At 43.9% G+C, this 14,940-nt stretch carries 20 protein-coding genes and 1 pseudogene; 15 read left to right on the forward strand and 6 right to left on the reverse strand.

What is annotated here, in order from left to right; translation table 11 throughout:
- Positions 1-147: 147 nt before the first annotated feature.
- Both ACBP55_RS04535 and ACBP55_RS04540 read right to left on the reverse strand, forming a co-directional pair.
- Positions 148-909, reverse strand: coding sequence for a glycosyltransferase family 2 protein (locus tag ACBP55_RS04535; RefSeq protein ID WP_464653226.1), 762 nt, complete (start codon positions 907-909; stop codon positions 148-150).
- A pseudogene (locus ACBP55_RS04540) lies at positions 891-1,232 on the reverse strand (glycosyltransferase); the annotation flags it as partial. The pseudogene ACBP55_RS04540 and the gene ACBP55_RS04535, both read right to left, overlap by 19 nt.
- Positions 1,233-1,319: 87 nt before the next feature.
- Between ACBP55_RS04540 and yyaC the strand changes: the two are divergent.
- The 7 genes from yyaC (at position 1,320) to csaA (ending at position 6,479) form a co-directional block, all read left to right on the forward strand.
- On the forward strand, positions 1,320-1,853 hold the full coding sequence (gene yyaC / locus ACBP55_RS04545; protein WP_464650044.1) for a spore protease YyaC: 534 nt from the start codon (positions 1,320-1,322) through the stop codon (positions 1,851-1,853).
- A 143-nt stretch (positions 1,854-1,996) separates the two neighbouring features.
- The gene (locus tag ACBP55_RS04550) at positions 1,997-3,685 is read left to right on the forward strand and encodes an ABC transporter ATP-binding protein (protein WP_464650046.1); all 1,689 of its coding nucleotides are present in this window, start codon (positions 1,997-1,999) and stop codon (positions 3,683-3,685) included.
- A 513-nt stretch (positions 3,686-4,198) separates the two neighbouring features.
- Positions 4,199-4,498, forward strand: coding sequence for an iron-sulfur cluster assembly accessory protein (locus ACBP55_RS04555; RefSeq protein WP_464650048.1), 300 nt, complete (start codon positions 4,199-4,201; stop codon positions 4,496-4,498).
- Positions 4,499-4,586: 88 nt separating this feature from the next.
- On the forward strand, positions 4,587-4,895 hold the full coding sequence (locus ACBP55_RS04560) for a hypothetical protein (protein ID WP_173190230.1): 309 nt from the start codon (positions 4,587-4,589) through the stop codon (positions 4,893-4,895).
- Between the two features lie 382 nt (positions 4,896-5,277).
- Positions 5,278-5,538, forward strand: coding sequence for an HIT family protein (locus ACBP55_RS04565; RefSeq protein ID WP_464650050.1), 261 nt, complete (start codon positions 5,278-5,280; stop codon positions 5,536-5,538).
- Between the two features lie 58 nt (positions 5,539-5,596).
- Entirely contained in the window at positions 5,597-6,028 is a 432-nt protein-coding gene (locus ACBP55_RS04570) for a DUF4275 family protein (protein WP_464650052.1), read from the forward strand.
- Positions 6,029-6,149: 121 nt separating this feature from the next.
- Positions 6,150-6,479 carry a chaperone CsaA gene (gene csaA / locus ACBP55_RS04575; RefSeq protein ID WP_464650054.1) on the forward strand — a complete coding sequence of 110 codons (330 nt, stop codon included), beginning with the start codon at positions 6,150-6,152 and terminating at the stop codon, positions 6,477-6,479.
- Positions 6,480-6,807: 328 nt separating this feature from the next.
- Here the strand turns inward: csaA and ACBP55_RS04580 are convergent, their stop codons facing one another.
- Positions 6,808-7,074, reverse strand: coding sequence for a hypothetical protein (locus tag ACBP55_RS04580; RefSeq protein WP_464650056.1), 267 nt, complete (start codon positions 7,072-7,074; stop codon positions 6,808-6,810).
- Positions 7,075-7,218: 144 nt separating this feature from the next.
- Between ACBP55_RS04580 and ACBP55_RS04585 the strand changes: the two genes are divergently transcribed.
- Positions 7,219-8,382 carry an FAD-dependent oxidoreductase gene (locus tag ACBP55_RS04585; protein WP_464650058.1) on the forward strand — a complete coding sequence of 388 codons (1,164 nt, stop codon included), beginning with the start codon at positions 7,219-7,221 and terminating at the stop codon, positions 8,380-8,382.
- 121 nt (positions 8,383-8,503) lie between these two features.
- Here the strand turns inward: ACBP55_RS04585 and ACBP55_RS04590 are convergent, their stop codons facing one another.
- Positions 8,504-8,836 (reverse strand): winged helix-turn-helix transcriptional regulator, encoded by a 333-nt coding sequence (locus tag ACBP55_RS04590; protein ID WP_464650060.1) that lies wholly within the window; start codon positions 8,834-8,836, stop codon positions 8,504-8,506.
- Positions 8,837-8,954: 118 nt separating this feature from the next.
- On the opposite strand from ACBP55_RS04590, the gene ACBP55_RS04595 reads away from it, so the two are divergent.
- From ACBP55_RS04595 to ACBP55_RS04615, 5 genes are all read left to right on the forward strand, one after another.
- Positions 8,955-9,362 (forward strand): DUF4267 domain-containing protein, encoded by a 408-nt coding sequence (locus ACBP55_RS04595; protein WP_464650062.1) that lies wholly within the window; start codon positions 8,955-8,957, stop codon positions 9,360-9,362.
- 49 nt (positions 9,363-9,411) lie between these two features.
- On the forward strand, positions 9,412-9,858 hold the full coding sequence (locus ACBP55_RS04600; protein ID WP_464650064.1) for a DUF2269 family protein: 447 nt from the start codon (positions 9,412-9,414) through the stop codon (positions 9,856-9,858).
- A gap of 775 nt (positions 9,859-10,633) precedes the next feature.
- On the forward strand, positions 10,634-11,152 hold the full coding sequence (locus ACBP55_RS04605; protein WP_464650066.1) for a GNAT family N-acetyltransferase: 519 nt from the start codon (positions 10,634-10,636) through the stop codon (positions 11,150-11,152).
- A gap of 62 nt (positions 11,153-11,214) precedes the next feature.
- Positions 11,215-11,739: an AAA family ATPase gene (locus tag ACBP55_RS04610; RefSeq protein ID WP_464650068.1), complete on the forward strand. Its 525-nt coding sequence runs from the start codon at positions 11,215-11,217 to the stop codon at positions 11,737-11,739.
- A 127-nt stretch (positions 11,740-11,866) separates the two neighbouring features.
- Complete coding sequence (locus tag ACBP55_RS04615; protein WP_464650070.1) at positions 11,867-12,346, forward strand: CcdC protein domain-containing protein; 480 nt, start codon at positions 11,867-11,869, stop codon at positions 12,344-12,346.
- 55 nt (positions 12,347-12,401) lie between these two features.
- On the opposite strand, the gene ACBP55_RS04620 is transcribed toward ACBP55_RS04615, so the two are convergent.
- Together ACBP55_RS04620 and ACBP55_RS04625 are read right to left on the reverse strand one after the other, a co-directional pair.
- Positions 12,402-12,914 carry a CBO0543 family protein gene (locus ACBP55_RS04620; protein WP_464650072.1) on the reverse strand — a complete coding sequence of 171 codons (513 nt, stop codon included), beginning with the start codon at positions 12,912-12,914 and terminating at the stop codon, positions 12,402-12,404.
- Between the two features lie 288 nt (positions 12,915-13,202).
- A complete protein-coding gene (locus ACBP55_RS04625) occupies positions 13,203-13,787 on the reverse strand; it encodes a CcdC protein domain-containing protein (protein WP_464650074.1) in 585 nt (194 codons plus the stop codon).
- A 162-nt stretch (positions 13,788-13,949) separates the two neighbouring features.
- On the opposite strand from ACBP55_RS04625, the gene ACBP55_RS04630 reads away from it, so the two are divergent.
- Together ACBP55_RS04630 and ACBP55_RS04635 are read left to right on the forward strand one after the other, a co-directional pair.
- Positions 13,950-14,246, forward strand: a complete 297-nt coding sequence (locus ACBP55_RS04630; protein WP_029198956.1) for a hypothetical protein — start codon at positions 13,950-13,952, stop codon at positions 14,244-14,246.
- Positions 14,240-14,875, forward strand: coding sequence for an HAD hydrolase-like protein (locus tag ACBP55_RS04635; RefSeq protein ID WP_464650076.1), 636 nt, complete (start codon positions 14,240-14,242; stop codon positions 14,873-14,875). Before ACBP55_RS04630 ends, ACBP55_RS04635 begins: the two co-directional genes overlap by 7 nt.
- The last annotated feature ends 65 nt before the right edge of the window (positions 14,876-14,940 follow it).

Consider the following 14,940-nt stretch of genomic DNA (forward strand, 5'->3'; position numbering starts at 1 on the left):
CATCCTTTCTGAATTTACTTCTTTTTTAATTCGCGCAAGGAGTAGAACGTTCCTCTCCAATTGATGCCACCTTGTTTCCAAGTTAGCCAAACGGAGCGGACGATCGTATAAAGGAGCAGGGAGGCGCTGACAGGAAGCAGGAAAGCTTCATCCCCGCGTTTGCTCATGAGGCGGAACATTAGCTTGCGGTATAGCCATATTTGTAAAATGACAGCGACAGCATAGGCGGCTCCTCTCCAGTCCCAAAGGAAGATCAGGCCGAGCCAAGGGAATATAAAAAAGATGAGCTGTCCCAAACAAGCGAGTAAAGCAATGGAGTAGCTGTAGCGAAAAGCCGGAGAAAAGGTTTTTCTCCAGACCGATGATCGCTTCCTTGAGGGAGCGGTACCATTCGACTTGTAGAATGTGTTTGCCGGACAGAACCTTTTGCTTAAATCCAGCTCGTTTGAGGGAGATGCCTAATTGAAGGTCATCATCAGGTCTTAGGGCGATCGATTTGTGCGTGCCAATCGCTTCATAAGCGCTGCGGCTAACCATGTTAAAGGCACCAATTCCGATGCCCGGTTCACGGGCGCTGTCAAGGTTGGCACGCCACGGGCGAACGAATAAGGAAAAAGAGAAGAGGAAGAAATGAACGAACCCTCTAAGTAGCGAGCTTCGAGCAATCATGTTAGGAGTCAACGTGAGATGCTGTACGTCATGTTCCTTCATATAAGTAACCGCATCTGAAATCGTTCCTGGTGCAAAAATGACATCGGCATCTGTAAAAAGCAAATATTGGCCTCTCGCTTGCTGATACCCTTGGTAGAGGGCATGGTTTTTGCCAAGCCAGCCTTCAGGCAGAGAGGTGATGTGAATGATTTGCAGCGGTGTGTGTATATCCGTTTTGTGCTGTGACCACTTCCGCAGCTCTCAAGCCGGACACCGGTAGCGTCCTGAGAGCGGTCATTGACGGCGATGATCTCGAGGCGCGGATAATTTTGCGTGAGAAGATGCCGGACGGTTTCTAGGATGGTACTCTCCTCTTCTTTGGCGGCGATAATGACCGAAACGAGGGGAGGCTTGTCCGGGAGTTTCGTGGATTTGGGCAGTGTATGCAGCAAATGTATACCTTTATGCACATCGAAAGTGATATAAAGCCAGTAGAGGAGGGTCAGGATCGCGATCATTCCTAGGGTGGACATGGTGTGCCTCCTTAAAGTTTTGCTTAGCAAAACTTGCATCGTAAGCATAATCTTGAAAGAATAGAGTTGACCGCATTATATCATTCATCAGGAGTGAGGGGAAATTTTGCTGGATGCGTGTTAAGGGAGGATCTGATGGGGGAAGAAGGGACTAAACCGCGGGAGCAGTATTGGAAAAAGATGAATGGCGAACAGTTGGCCATCTTTCTCAAGGCGATTGGGAATAAGTCGGTGATGAAGCCGGATTCGTTGGCTTTTGTATGTATAGGAACTGATCGATCAACAGGTGATGCACTGGGCCCGCTTGTCGGGAGCAGACTTGTGGAACTGGGGTATCCGCATGTGATAGGAACACTTGAAGCACCTTGTGATGCGAGTAACTTAGCAGCGCGTTTGCAGGAAATTCCGCTTGGCTGTGTGGTAATAGCGATTGATGCTTGTTTGGGACAGAAGCTGTCAGTGGGCATGTATCAGGTGTCTAATCAGCCATTGGCTCCGGGAAAGTCAGTAGGGAAGGTGCTGCCTCAAGTCGGGGATTATACGATCGCGGCTATCGTCAATGCTGACGGGCCTAGACAGTATAGTGTTCTACAAACGACATCGCTGTACAGCGTGTTGAAGATGGCAGATGAAGTATCCAAGGCAATCGAGCATGCTTTTCCCATTTAGAAGGCAGCTTAGGTAGAACGGAGAGATGAATCGTGGGACCAGGTAGTATGGGGCGGCTTTCCGATAGGAATCGGCCTAAAGCGAAGTTAAAGGATGTTTCGGTAAAAAGGATTTTGCGGTTGTTCAAGGGGTACTGGGGACAATTGCTGGCGATTATTGGTTTGGCGCTGTTCGCAGCCGTGATTGGTTTAATCCCACCTCTTGTTATGAAAGAAATTATTGATAAAGCGATCCCGCTGGGTAATATGAAGCTTCTGGCAGGGATGGCGTTGTTAATGATATTTCTGCCTGTCGTAAGCGGTGTACTTGGTGTGTGGCAAAATCATCTCAATACCAAAGTAACCCAAGGAGTTATTCGGGATTTGGGACAATCCTTGTTTCATAATTTGCAGCGGCAATCGATGGCTTTCTTTACGGAGGCTCGGTCGGGGGAAATTGTTCAGCGGATCACGGGGGATGTACAAGCTGTGCAAAGTGTGGTGACTTCGCTGGTTGTGTCCTCGATCACACAGATAGTCATTGTAGTTTCGACCATTGGTATTTTGTTTGCGCTTGATTGGAAACTAGCCATTATCTCTGTGCTTATTCTTCCATTGTTTGTGCTACCTGTGAAAAAAGTATCCAAGGTTCGGAAGGAGCTGCGTACGGAAACACAGAAAGTGCGTTCGGATATTACTTCTCAGCTTAGCGAAAACTTCGGGATTTCCGGTGCTTTGTTGACGCGTATTTTCGGCAGGGAGAAGCAGCAGGAAATCGAGTTTACGGCTATGAACCAGAAGGTGATGGATTTGGAGCTGCGGCTAAATCTGGTGGGCCGCTGGTTCGGGATGGCGACGAGCACGCTGGGGCCGTTAGGCACAGCGATTATTTATATGTACGGCGGCTACTCTGTCATATCCGGCAGCATGACGCTGGGCTCGATCGTCGCCTTCGCGGCGTATCTTGGCCGGTTGTACATGCCTGTAGGTATGCTGCTGAACCTACATGTCGAGGTGGCTACTGCGCTGGGCGTATTCCAGCGCATCTTCGAATACCAGGACATGGTTCCCGATGTCATGGATGCTTATGGGGCGCGGCCGCTTGACCAGGTCGAGGGGCGTGTGGCTTATAAGCAGGTTTCCTTCGCTTATAAGCCAGGGCAGTATGCGCTGCGGGATGTCACGTTCGAGGCGCAGCCGGGTGAGATGGTAGCGCTCGTCGGGCCGAGCGGCGCGGGGAAATCGACGCTGATCGGCATGATCGCGCGGCTGTATGACTCGACGTCGGGTGTCGTCGAGGTCGATGGCGTGAACGTCCGCGACGTTCAGCTGGCTTCGCTGCGAGCGCAAATCGCGTACGTGACGCAGGAGTCGTTTCTGTTCCACGCGACGATCGGCGACAACCTGCGCTTCGCGCGGGAGGACGCTACGCGTGAGGAGATGGAGGCCGCGTGTCGGCAGGCCTACATCCACGACTTTATCGTGTCGCTTCCCGAAGGGTACGACACGATGGTGGGAGAGCGCGGTCACCGGCTCTCCGGCGGCGAGCGCCAGCGGATCGCGATTGCCCGCGCGATCCTGAAGCGCCCGCGCATCCTCATCCTCGATGAGGCGACGTCGCACTTGGACTCGGAGTCCGAGTCCTATGTGCAGGCGGCGCTCGAGGAGCTGATGCAAGGGCGCACGACGCTGGTGATCGCGCACCGGCTCTCCACGGTGCTGGCTGCTGATCACATTCTGGTGATCGAAGCGGGCAGCGTCGTGGAGCGGGGCACGCACAGCGAGCTGCTTGCGCTGGATGGGCTGTACGCGCGGCTGTACAGCACGCAGTTCGCTAGTGTTACTGAGGAGTAGATGTACGCGACCACGGCTGTTGATAGTCCATATGCATGGTCATGGTCACGGGCTGTCCCAAAGTAGATAAATACAATAGAGGGGCTAGCCTCTAGCCTCTTCATAGATAGGTCTATCCATTTTCCAAGGGTAGGCTCCACTTAAAGGAACGTAGAAGCGCTATTTACTTGAAATTAGCACGAATTCGAGCTTATGAGGAACGACGATGCGCTATGTCTTTGTTTTGTACCTTCGGATAGCTTAATTTCAACGAATAACGCCTATACGTTCCGCAAATTCATTAATTAGCGTATTTAATCCAATTTAGCGGCATGTCGTTCCGCGAAAGAAATAACGCAAAGAATAACGGCACTAACTCAGGGGAATAAGATAAACAAAGGTATCATGGTCAATCTAACTTCAAGGAGTTTGCTTGATGACAAAGAGAAATTGGAAGCTATCATTCAGATATCTTGACAAAACATTCTGTAACTAATAGTATTACAGTATAAAAATGAATAGGGGTCATCCAACATGAAATGTAAAATCAATCGAAATGCCGCTAAGGTTTTAAAAAATATGCTGAGTAGTGAAGAAGCTGCAGGGAAGATGATTCGTGTATTTATTACGCTGAATCATGGAAATCATGCTCATTATGATGTGAAGTTGGATACACCTACTGAACATGATGAAATCGTAGAAACAGACAAAGACATTGAAATTTTACTAGATAAGCGAGAAAACCTTTTAGATGGGGTTTGGATTCAATATTTTCATGTGCCTGAAGAAGGTTTTTTTATAACGAACCCTTCAACTGGATTTCTTGAAAAATAAGAGAATGCTTGCTTAAGTAACAATCTCAGATGGTTGAGAACCCCCATGTTTCTACACATGGGTTATTTTTATATTGGAGGAGTTTCAAATGAGTCAACGCTATCGGATTACAAGAGCACTTCAGGAAAAGGACAATTCGGAGAAAACAATATCTTTGGAAGAGTGCAAACAGTATTTTACCTCTAAACCGGACTTTTCCTATACATCCGTGTTTACGGTGACAGGTACTACCAGCATGTCTATTGAGGGAGATTTCTTTATGTGGAGCTACGGCGGTACAAAGATTCCATTCCGGCATTATCAGGGAGATATTTACGTATCTGGAACCAATGAAGCAGTGATCCCCAAAATGATGGAGGTTGCGGGCGATTTGGGAGCGGATGTGCTGGAAGGGTAAGAAAAGGCAGCCGATAGACGGCTGCCTTTTCTAATTTAACGCGCAGCATAGTTGACTAAATTAATGGCTGAAGTCTTGTCATTTCTCGGACCAGATCCTGTTACATGGAGCCCTTTGCTCAGTTAAAGGTCAGTGGTGTGCTATTCGATTTGGAATAATGTGGTATTATTGAAGTCAGACATTTTACAAAAGAAAATAGTGGAACTCTTAAGAAAGGAGCGATACGAATGGATTGCCTCGGGTGTCGAATTTCTAATGGGATGGAGCCAAACGTAAATATTATTTTCGAGAATGAGTTGATAGCCTGTGTTCTTGATATCGCTCCTTTTAACGAAGGTCATACGCTAATACTCCCCAAACACATTTTTGGGACGTCGAAGATATGGATATTGGCACTGCCTACTACATAATGGAAACTTCAATGAAAATATCTAAGATATTAAAACAAATATTTCAGCCAGACGGCATTTCTATATGCCAGAACGGCGGAGTATTTAACGACTTAACACACTATCATATGCACATTATTCCAAGATACAAAGGTGACGGATTCACCTGGAGCGAACCGCTATTCCCTAATGGTGCAGAAAAACGTTTAAGAGGAACTAGAGATAAAATCGTAAATGCACTAAATTCTTTGTAACGGGAAACGAGATTTGAAGAAATACAGACATGATTGATTTATTTTGTGGAGGGACCCAGTGAATATAGTTGATTTATGTAACAACAAACAAGTGAAAATGCAACAAATGCCGAATGGGAGACCTTACTTAAGAGAGCAATGGGAATTGCACTTCGCCAATCATCTAAGTGATGATGAGAAAAAATCTATTTTTCTCCATGATGACAGAGGATACTGTGGTTATTTATGGCACTTGTTTAGTTATAAGAAAAGAGAGTGCTTGAGGAGTCAAGACGCTAATAGAGCCTTTAATCAAACAGAGAAGAATGCTTGTTATGTATTTTATCAGTATAAAGACGAGGCCTACATGATTGAAAATTTATCGATGATAACGGCTGATGAGCTCATGGATGAAGCTGATATTTATATTGTAGATAAAGAGTTTAACTGGACATATGTAATAACCCACGAAACGGGCTTATGTGGCCCATACTTTAGTTCCAAGAATTGAAGGTAGCGTAATGGCAAGCAGATTGAGCAGAGACAGTAAACATGTAGGGTTTGTTATGCAACAGCTTCGGCTTTTGCTGAACACATATATAGCTTAATTGACAAAAATGGAGGCAGCAATCGTGGTTACAATTGAGGATTTTATGAAATTAGATATCCGTGTCGGTACTGTAATTAAAGCAGAACTTTTTCCGGAAGCTCGAAAACCTGCAATAAAATTAGAAATCGATTTTGGAGAGATGGGTATTAAACGCTCCTCTGCTCAGATTACACAAAGATATGAATGCGAACAGCTTATTGGACGACAAGTCATCGCCGTCATGAATTTTCCTGTTAGACGCATCGCAGGTTTTAAATCTGAGGTGTTGGTCATTGGCGGTGTTCCAGCAGAAGGTGACGTGGTTCTCTTAAAACCGGATGAACCTGTTAAAAACGGTACACCAATTGCATGAGCATTAGTAGATACAGGACACTTGGGGTCGGGAGGGTACTTCCGATCTCTTTGTGCTGCCTAAATGTCGACAAATTAAGCGTTTCGCTCATCTATAATGTGACAAACTTTTATCCAATTAAAACTTATAATATATATATATCAGATTCAGAAGTCTTGCTTCTCATTTACAGATACTTGGGAGGGATAGTCAACATGGACAAGCAGTTCATAAAGAGGTTACACACGCTCAATCGTCGCGACGAATTGAGATCAAGACTACTGATTGAAGGTATTAAACTTACTCTCAAACGAAAAAAGAAATTGAGTTTATTTGATAGGATGTTTAATCATAAAAAGAAAACAGTTATCGCTAAGGGATGGAACTGAAATGAAGCGAGCGGCGTTGACGCCGAAAAAACCTCCGAACGTAGGTGAACCGCGTTCGGAGGTTTTTTCGTCAGGATGCGGGCAGCGATTTGCTGCGAATAAGCCCTATGATCAGAATCACGACCGGAAGCGTCACGATTAACCGCACAATTGCGGAAAATTAAACGCAATGCTTCATGATTAACCGCGATGTCGCCGTTCACATCGGCGAGATTGTATGGCTCCATGTCGGTTTCATTCCTTCTAATGATATCCATTAGCATATCATTTGCAGAATGCCGCCTCCATAATCCGTATATATTCAGTTTATACAATCATCGTATGCTATCGGAAGTTGAACAAATCATTTTAATTCCGAGGTGTTGATAATCATGAAAACAATAAATGCAAAAGAACAACAACGCATTGCAATCGTAGGGGCAGGTCCAGGAGGGTTGACGTTAGCCCGGATCCTACAGCAGCACGGCGTAAAAGCCGTCGTCTATGAACGCGAGCTATCCCGCGCCAGCCGCCAGCAAGGCGGTTCATTAGACATTCACCACGATTCTGGACAAAAGGTACTAAGAGAGGCGGGTTTATTAGAACAATTTAAAGCGCTCGCCCGGTATGAAGGGCAAGACTTTCGCGTTCTTGATAAAACAGGTAAAATCTATTTGGACGAGATAGCTGAATCCAATGAAGGGGATCGTCCAGAAATAGATCGCGGAACGCTGCGCGAGCTGCTTTTAAACTCCGTCGACTCTGATTGCATTCACTGGGGACACAATTTGATCCAAGCGATTCCTTTGGAAAATGGCATGCATGAACTTCGCTTTGAGAACGGGCATGTTGATCATGTCCATCTTGTCATAGCTGCAGACGGCGCCTTCTCCCGCATTCGTCCGCTTCTTACGGATTCTGTACCTGAATATACCGGTCTAAGCATGATTGAGTTCTACCTGGATAATGCCGCTATCGCTCATCCGGAGATCGCTGCTTTTAACAGACGAGGAAAACTGTTTGCCCTTGCGGATCATAAGGGTATACTGGGGCAGCTGAATGGAGACGGCCGCATCTGCGTGTATTTGGCATTTCAAATTGAACGAGATTGGCTGGATACTTGCGGCATTCCGTTCGATCAGCCAGAGGAAGTGAAACGGCAGCTGTTGCAACATTTTAACGATTGGGACGAGTCGCTTAAGAATTATATCCGAGCCGCTAATGGCCCTATGCTCCCTAGACGCATATATATGCTGCCAGTCGGTCTCAAGTGGATCCACAAACCGGGCGTGACGCTGATCGGTGATGCGGCGCATCTGATGTCTCCTTTTGCCGGAGAAGGCGTGAACTTAGCGATGCGGGATGCCATGGAACTGGCGTTGTCGATCGTTCAGCATAGCGATGTCAATAAAGCTGTCGAAGCCTACGAACAGAAAATGTACGTATATTCGTCCAAATCAGCCGAGGAATCGGATGCGAATCTCAAGCTCATCTTCTCTGATGATGCTGCAGCCAAATTGTTGGATCTAATGAACCAATATCATGATCATCCATGAAACTCCCGACCTTTAATTTTCTAATTGCACTGATTTAGAGCGAAACATCATTGGAGAAATCCGGCGGTGTTTTTTTGATTATTTAGGCATAAGCATGAAAAATGGCAGAAAAAAAACCAGCTTAAGAGGCTGGTTCTTCTTGTTTCCGCTCATTATGATTTTCTCCCCAAGCACACATCACCTCTGCTACAGGGATCAATGTTTTACCATAACCACTAAGTGAATATTCTACTTTTGGAGGGACGGTAGGGTATACCGTTCTTTCGATCACGCCTTCTTGTTCCAGGTCTCGAAGATGCTGCGTAAGCATTTTTTGGGAGACGTCAGGTATTAGCTTTTCCAGATCGTTATACCGCTTAGTGGATTCCATCAAATGCCATAAAATCATCGGCTTCCATTTTCCACCTAAAACATGAATAACTGTTTCGATTGGGCATTCGCGCTGATGAATCATTGATAAATCACTCCCTTACTCTAAGTAAGTGCCGTACTTTAAAGTGCGTTCTTAACAGAATATTATTACCGATATACAATAAAGTCAATCAAATAAAATGGAAAAAGGAGACAGATAAATGAGTGAAACTTATTGGGGACCAAAGTCAGTAACATATTGGTTAGTGGGTGTTGTTACGCTGTTGATGTTGTTTTTAGGAGTAAGAGGTTTTATCCAGCCAGAAGCTGCGATTCGAGGTTTTGGTATACCACTGCATGACAATGCTGATCGATATCTTGTTCAAATAAAAGCCGATCGTGATCTGTTTATTGGTATCTTCCTACTAGCCTTGATGGTACTTCGTATGAGAAAAGCATTACTTGTTATTATATTAACTTCCATCTTAGTGCCTATAATAGATGCAATATTGGTAATAACGAATGCAGTAGATAAAACACCTTCCTGGATTCATATAATTACTGCAGTATATGGACTCGTTATAGGTTGGATGTTGTATCGAGAAGAACAAAGAGCCAAAACAGCATAGAACCGTACCATCATTAGCAGAGCATTTTCCAAATTAAGGGGGGCATTACATGTATATTTACCTGTTATTCATCCATATCATCTCCGCCGTGACGGCTATAGCCGCAGTCATAAGCTATCCCTTGATTATGAGCAGCGCCCGGACAGTGGTTCAGGCCAAGTTCGCACTTGCGCTGCTGCAGAAGATGGCGATCCTGCTGAAATTCGGCGGTACACTGCTGCTTCTTACAGGCCTAGCGCTTGGCTTTATGGAAACCTATTTGTTCCGAGAGGTGTGGTATGTGGTCTCGATTGCTATCTTCATTGTCATTCTTGTCATCTTTGCTGGCCTGCTTCCCGCCGGCATCAAGCAGCAGCTTACGCTGCTGCAGCAGACGCAGGGCGATGATCTGCCTGACGCGTACAGAGTGAGCCGCAAACGCTCCGCCAGGTTGGAGGGGGTCGCGAATTTTGCCGTTTTCATCTCGATTTTACTAATGGTGTTCAAACCCTTCTAACGGAACACGGACATTATTAAAACGAAAACAAGGAGCAGTTGCCTCGTGCAGCGGTCCTTGTTTTTTTAACATAATAGAAAGTATAAGTTTCGAGGTAGAGCTTAAGGGTATCCCCTTTCTAAGGTGGCCATTCAGAAACTTCTGCAATTGTGCAAAGTCGGCTGTCGATTCATTGTGGACAAACGCTAACGAACTCAGAAAACGTTATGAAGCCCAAAAGCGGGCTTTTGATAGTCTAACGAATCGAGAAAACGCTATTGCAGGAAAGACAGCCCCAAATCACGCTTTTTCGCTAACGTAACGAGGCTGCGATTCGATAGCCATTCGAGTATGCGCATGATGAGGACAATTGCGTGTGCACGGTTCGTTAGCTCTGCGACAGCTTCCAAAATCGGTCTGCAGAGAAAAAAAGATGATCATGGAGAAAGCGGATATGGGCGGTTGGAGCCCTATATCCAATTCCCTCCCCAAGCTCAAACATATGGATTAGCACACAAAGGACCTGAGGCAAAGCCTCAGGTCTTTCTTTACTGTATAGGAAATTATTCAAGATGCCACTTAGACTCTTTCAACGAGCTTCGGCTCGATGAACTTTCAATAATAGCGCGTTTTTCGCGCTTATTAGCTCGAAGCTGTACGATTAAGCGCGTTTTCCGCGCTTATTTGTTCTTTTAGAAACAGGAGAGTTCTAATCATACAGAAACTTTCCAAAATGGTGGGCAGAATGCGTGGTAAAATTATTAACAAATGAATTAAGAGGAGGGGATATCCATTAATGGAAATCAGAACGGAAAGAATTAGTGACTATGAAGAAGTGTTTCAGTTGAATTATTTGGCTTTTCAGAACAGGGAAGATGAATCCAGGCTGGTTGAAAGAATTAGATTATCGGACCAATTTATCCTTGAATTATCTCTTATTGCAGAAGAAAATCATCATATTGTAGGCCACGTTATATTTAGTAAAGCCGAAGTAGTCGACGAAGAAAATAGTCATGAAGTCATTGTACTTGCTCCTATTGCAGTGATGCCAAGTCACCAGAAAAGAGGAGTAGGCAGCAAACTCATTCAAGAGGGTTTAAAAAGGTGTGCAGAATTAGGTTATGAATTTGTTTTCTTGATAGGACATCCCACTTATTATCCTAAATTTGGATTTAAACCAGCGAAGAATTATGGTTTTGAACTGAAGCAATTTCGTGTACCTGATGAAGTCTTTATGTTCTGTGATTTAAAAGAAGGAACGGCAACCCAACAAATAAAAGGTGAGTTAGTGTATCCTAAGTCATTCTTAATATAAATTTCGAACGATTTTCTAACAAAAAATAAGTGCTTAATAAACAAAAGGATAGGGGATTATTCATGCAAACCGTTTATGTTTTGTCGGGACCAGCGGGAATTGGAAAATCAACGACTTCAAGTGCATTGGTAAATGCATTGAAAAACAGTGCCTATATTTCAGGAGATCATATAAGCCATATGCATGTAAATGGTCGTAAGAAGCCATGGGAAAGCAAAGATGAGCTATCACTCATTTGGAATAATATCTTGAGTCTAACTGAAAATTTCGTTACCTACGGTGTTGATGTTGTTGTCGATTATGTTACTTTTCCAGAAGATGTTCATTGGTTAAAAGATAAGCTGGCGGAATTTAATGTTAATGTTGTCTATGTGGTTTTGTGGACAGATATTGAGACGCTTTTAAAAAGAGACCAATTGAGAAAGAAAGAACATCAAATGGGAGAACGATGCCTGATACTAATGGAAGAGTTCAACAAATCAGGATTAGACGCCAAACATTTGCTTGATACAAGTAAAAAAAGCGCAGAGGACTTGGAACAGGTCATAGAAGAAATTATGAACAATAATCAATTCAGATTGGATTGACTCCTAGGACAGAACGAATACGAATATGACGATTGTCACCTCGATCCAATGACTTGATTCACTTTTGAAACACACTCTTAAAGGTGATAATAAGACTATAAAATCCTTTAAGGGAGTGTTCATTACTATGAATTCAACAGTATCTTTGATGATTTCGGCTTTGATTTTCTTTTTTATCTTGCGTGGACAATTAAGCGGCATGCGTAAGCCGCTAAAAAAATCGGGAGTAACCTTACTGCTGCCTATCTTATACATTTCTACTTCACTTATGCAATTGTTCGATCCATCACTGCATATCAGTGAAGAGCAAGTCATCATTGCTTTGTTGATTGGTATGGTTGTTTCGATTCCGCTTATCATGACGACCAATTTTGAAGTTCGAGACAATGGCAACACATTTATTAAGCGTAACAAAACGGTTTTTGTGCTGCTAATTGTGATATTTGCACTGCGTTTCCTCGCGATTGCGACTATAAAATCAATTGATCCAAGCACACTTAGCTTTATGTGCAACCTGATAACCTTTGGCTACATCGCGACTTGGCGGATCATTAGTTTTATTAAATTCCGAAGTGTCAGCTCGAAGCAAGCTGTTCTGAATGTTTAACACAAATAAAGCAGGCGCTGCGGCGGCCTGCTTTATTCATTGTGAAGCACGAGGTTCATTTCATTTTATCAAAACCTACTTTAAAAATTATCATCAATAATCCAGTATAGGGTACCGACATGAGCAAGCCCAATAACGGTTTGCGATAATGAATACGCAGCATGATAAACATGATCATATCGAAAAAAGATGACCAAAGTAAGTTCCATCCGTTGTGATATGTGATTGATCCACATTTTACAGCTACAAATTCAAGCAACACAAAAATACCAGTGAAAAAAATGATGTAATAAGCCTGGGAAGGAAGTTTGCGATTTCGCGGGTAGTTCGATAGGTATATCCAAGTCGATACAGGCATGCCAATCAGAATAAGCAATAGGATCGGAATCGTGGCAACCGGAAGACCATTAGGCTCCATTTGCCAAAGTTGATAATTATAACAGATCAACTCATAGAGACCATTACTTAACGCAGCGAAGAGGAGTGTTGGATAGTACTGCTCCCAGTTTCGGTCCGCAAACCAAAGAGCAGCTAGTAGCCATAAAACCGAGTATAAAATCGCAACCAAGGGATTTCGAACTCCTTTGTTTATGTTAAGTCCTTATTATTCCAATTCATCCATCGTTCATACAAATGTTATTTGTTCAGATATCGTTAAAGTGTAAACAACAAATAACGAGTTCAATGTTGCCAGCTGCATCTTTCGCGCGCCCTTCCTCATTAATAATTTTAATCATTAACGCCAAATGAACAGGAGGAAATCCTGTTAGATTTCGCTCCGAATCGATACAAAATAGAGGCTGCTCGCTAGGTTATTAACCTTTTGAGTCAGCCTCTTCTTTTTTGAAGGTAGGGATTACTTAACCACATTAATGTTTGACTGTGGGCTCGGAAGGTCGCTTGAATCAGCTGTGTCTAATGGTGCGGGGCCCAATTTATCCTCTTCGCGAAGCAGATAGCCAAAAAATAAAATGTAGTAAGACACGATAATGAAGAAGACACCTGCGGTTATGGGGTCTTTGGTAAATTGAGTTGGATCTATCGGATTCATGTTTGCTGGGTTGGTTGCAGGGTTCGTTGAAAGACTGATAAATGCCAGGCGATAGACGATCCGGCCAAGAAATAGTACCAGAACCGTAATTTCGACCCATAGGTGGGTGCGATAGTACCATCCGTCTGTTCGATGTTCGAAAAGGGTGTGGCGAATCGCGGTGAGCCCAAGTACAATACCAGCCGCTAAGCCGATGATATAACCAATGAAATGGATGGGGTGGACAAAGCCTAGCAGGAAAATGAGGACTCCGAGGATACTAAAGAGAGTGAGTCGGAATTTAAGTCTGCCCCGGGATAACTTTTGAAAACCAATCGTTCGCTTCACTCTTCGATAAATAAAAAAGCCAATAAATAGGAAAGGAATGGCATAATGCATCCAGTTTTGCATGAGGGTTCCTCCAAGAGAATCGTAGTATTTTTCTATTGTAACAAATTTAAGCCGTTTGTTAGAAAAAAAATTATTTCGTTTACAAAAAACTGTCATACACTTAATAGTAGCGCGATAAACTTACTATTACACACAAATAGTGCCGCAAGGAGTTGACAGTCAATGGCTCTAATCACCCATGTTAATGTATGTAATACAGAGAATGAAATTTACTGCTGTCTTCGTAATAAAATTGTGAAGCTTGACGATCAACAGAAAGAGCAGTTTTGCAATGGATGTAAAATGTTTGCCGGTGATGCCGATGAACATGGGAATGGTGTATCCTGTGTATGGGAAGATGTACGTGTCGTGAGCAATCCGCATATCGCTGTGGATCCGCTTGAGGAGTTTATTCACAATCAAATTCGCCAAGTGCCACCCGAGGGACCGGCCGTATATCTATATACGACAGAATGGTAAAACACATCCTCTTTGATTTTGATGGGACACTGGTCGATTCTAGAGCGTTGCTAGTTAAGCTTTATAATGAAATGGCCGTGCAGTATCAATTTCGCAGGATTCGAGATCAAGACCTTGCGCTTCTGAGATCACTTTCGATCTCTGAGCGGATGGATCACTTAGGTGTTCCGGTACTCCAAATTCCAAAGCTAGTAACAGCCGGAAGACAGCTCTATCAAGAAAATATTCGTACACTTCACATTGTGCCTGGGATGAAAGAGGTTATTGCCAGCGTGTCCTCGCAAGGGATGAAAAGCTCTATACTCTCTTCCAATTCCGAGGTGAATATTCGTCAGATTCTTAAAAATAACAAGCTGGATGGCGCCTTCAAGGAAATCATTTCGGCTAAGCATATTTTTGGCAAGCATCATTCCATTCGCAAAGTAATGAAACAATGGGGGACTTCCCCTTCTCGGATGATTTATGTTGGAGATGAATTAAGGGATATCGAGGCTTGCAGGAAACTAGGCGTTCCCATAGTTGCCGTTACTTGGGGCTATGATTCTCAGCAATTACTGCTCAGTGGAAAGCCCGATTACTTGGTAAACTCACCCGAAGAGCTGCTAAAAACACTTCTGTCCTTAACCTGATAGGATGGTAAAAGAGGGAGCAATTAGCTATCTCAGACTGAGTCTGGGATAGTTATTTATGTTTG

Source organism: Paenibacillus sp. WG02 (genome assembly GCF_055396115.1).

Excerpts from the sequence above, each read along its gene's own strand:
- yyaC (WP_464650044.1), top strand. The coding sequence starts at position 1,320 with ATGGGGGAAGAAGGGACTAAACCGCGGGAGCAGTATTGGAAAAAGATG.
- ACBP55_RS04555 (WP_464650048.1), top strand. The coding sequence starts at position 4,199 with ATGAAATGTAAAATCAATCGAAATGCCGCTAAGGTTTTAAAAAATATG.
- ACBP55_RS04560 (WP_173190230.1), top strand. The coding sequence starts at position 4,587 with ATGAGTCAACGCTATCGGATTACAAGAGCACTTCAGGAAAAGGACAAT.
- ACBP55_RS04565 (WP_464650050.1), top strand. The coding sequence starts at position 5,278 with ATGGATATTGGCACTGCCTACTACATAATGGAAACTTCAATGAAAATA.
- ACBP55_RS04580 (WP_464650056.1), bottom strand. The coding sequence starts at position 7,074 with ATGGAGCCATACAATCTCGCCGATGTGAACGGCGACATCGCGGTTAAT.
- ACBP55_RS04585 (WP_464650058.1), top strand. The coding sequence starts at position 7,219 with ATGAAAACAATAAATGCAAAAGAACAACAACGCATTGCAATCGTAGGG.
- ACBP55_RS04590 (WP_464650060.1), bottom strand. The coding sequence starts at position 8,836 with ATGATTCATCAGCGCGAATGCCCAATCGAAACAGTTATTCATGTTTTA.
- ACBP55_RS04595 (WP_464650062.1), top strand. The coding sequence starts at position 8,955 with ATGAGTGAAACTTATTGGGGACCAAAGTCAGTAACATATTGGTTAGTG.
- ACBP55_RS04600 (WP_464650064.1), top strand. The coding sequence starts at position 9,412 with ATGTATATTTACCTGTTATTCATCCATATCATCTCCGCCGTGACGGCT.
- ACBP55_RS04605 (WP_464650066.1), top strand. The coding sequence starts at position 10,634 with ATGGAAATCAGAACGGAAAGAATTAGTGACTATGAAGAAGTGTTTCAG.
- ACBP55_RS04610 (WP_464650068.1), top strand. The coding sequence starts at position 11,215 with ATGCAAACCGTTTATGTTTTGTCGGGACCAGCGGGAATTGGAAAATCA.
- ACBP55_RS04615 (WP_464650070.1), top strand. The coding sequence starts at position 11,867 with ATGAATTCAACAGTATCTTTGATGATTTCGGCTTTGATTTTCTTTTTT.
- ACBP55_RS04625 (WP_464650074.1), bottom strand. The coding sequence starts at position 13,787 with ATGCAAAACTGGATGCATTATGCCATTCCTTTCCTATTTATTGGCTTT.
- ACBP55_RS04630 (WP_029198956.1), top strand. The coding sequence starts at position 13,950 with ATGGCTCTAATCACCCATGTTAATGTATGTAATACAGAGAATGAAATT.
- ACBP55_RS04635 (WP_464650076.1), top strand. The coding sequence starts at position 14,240 with ATGGTAAAACACATCCTCTTTGATTTTGATGGGACACTGGTCGATTCT.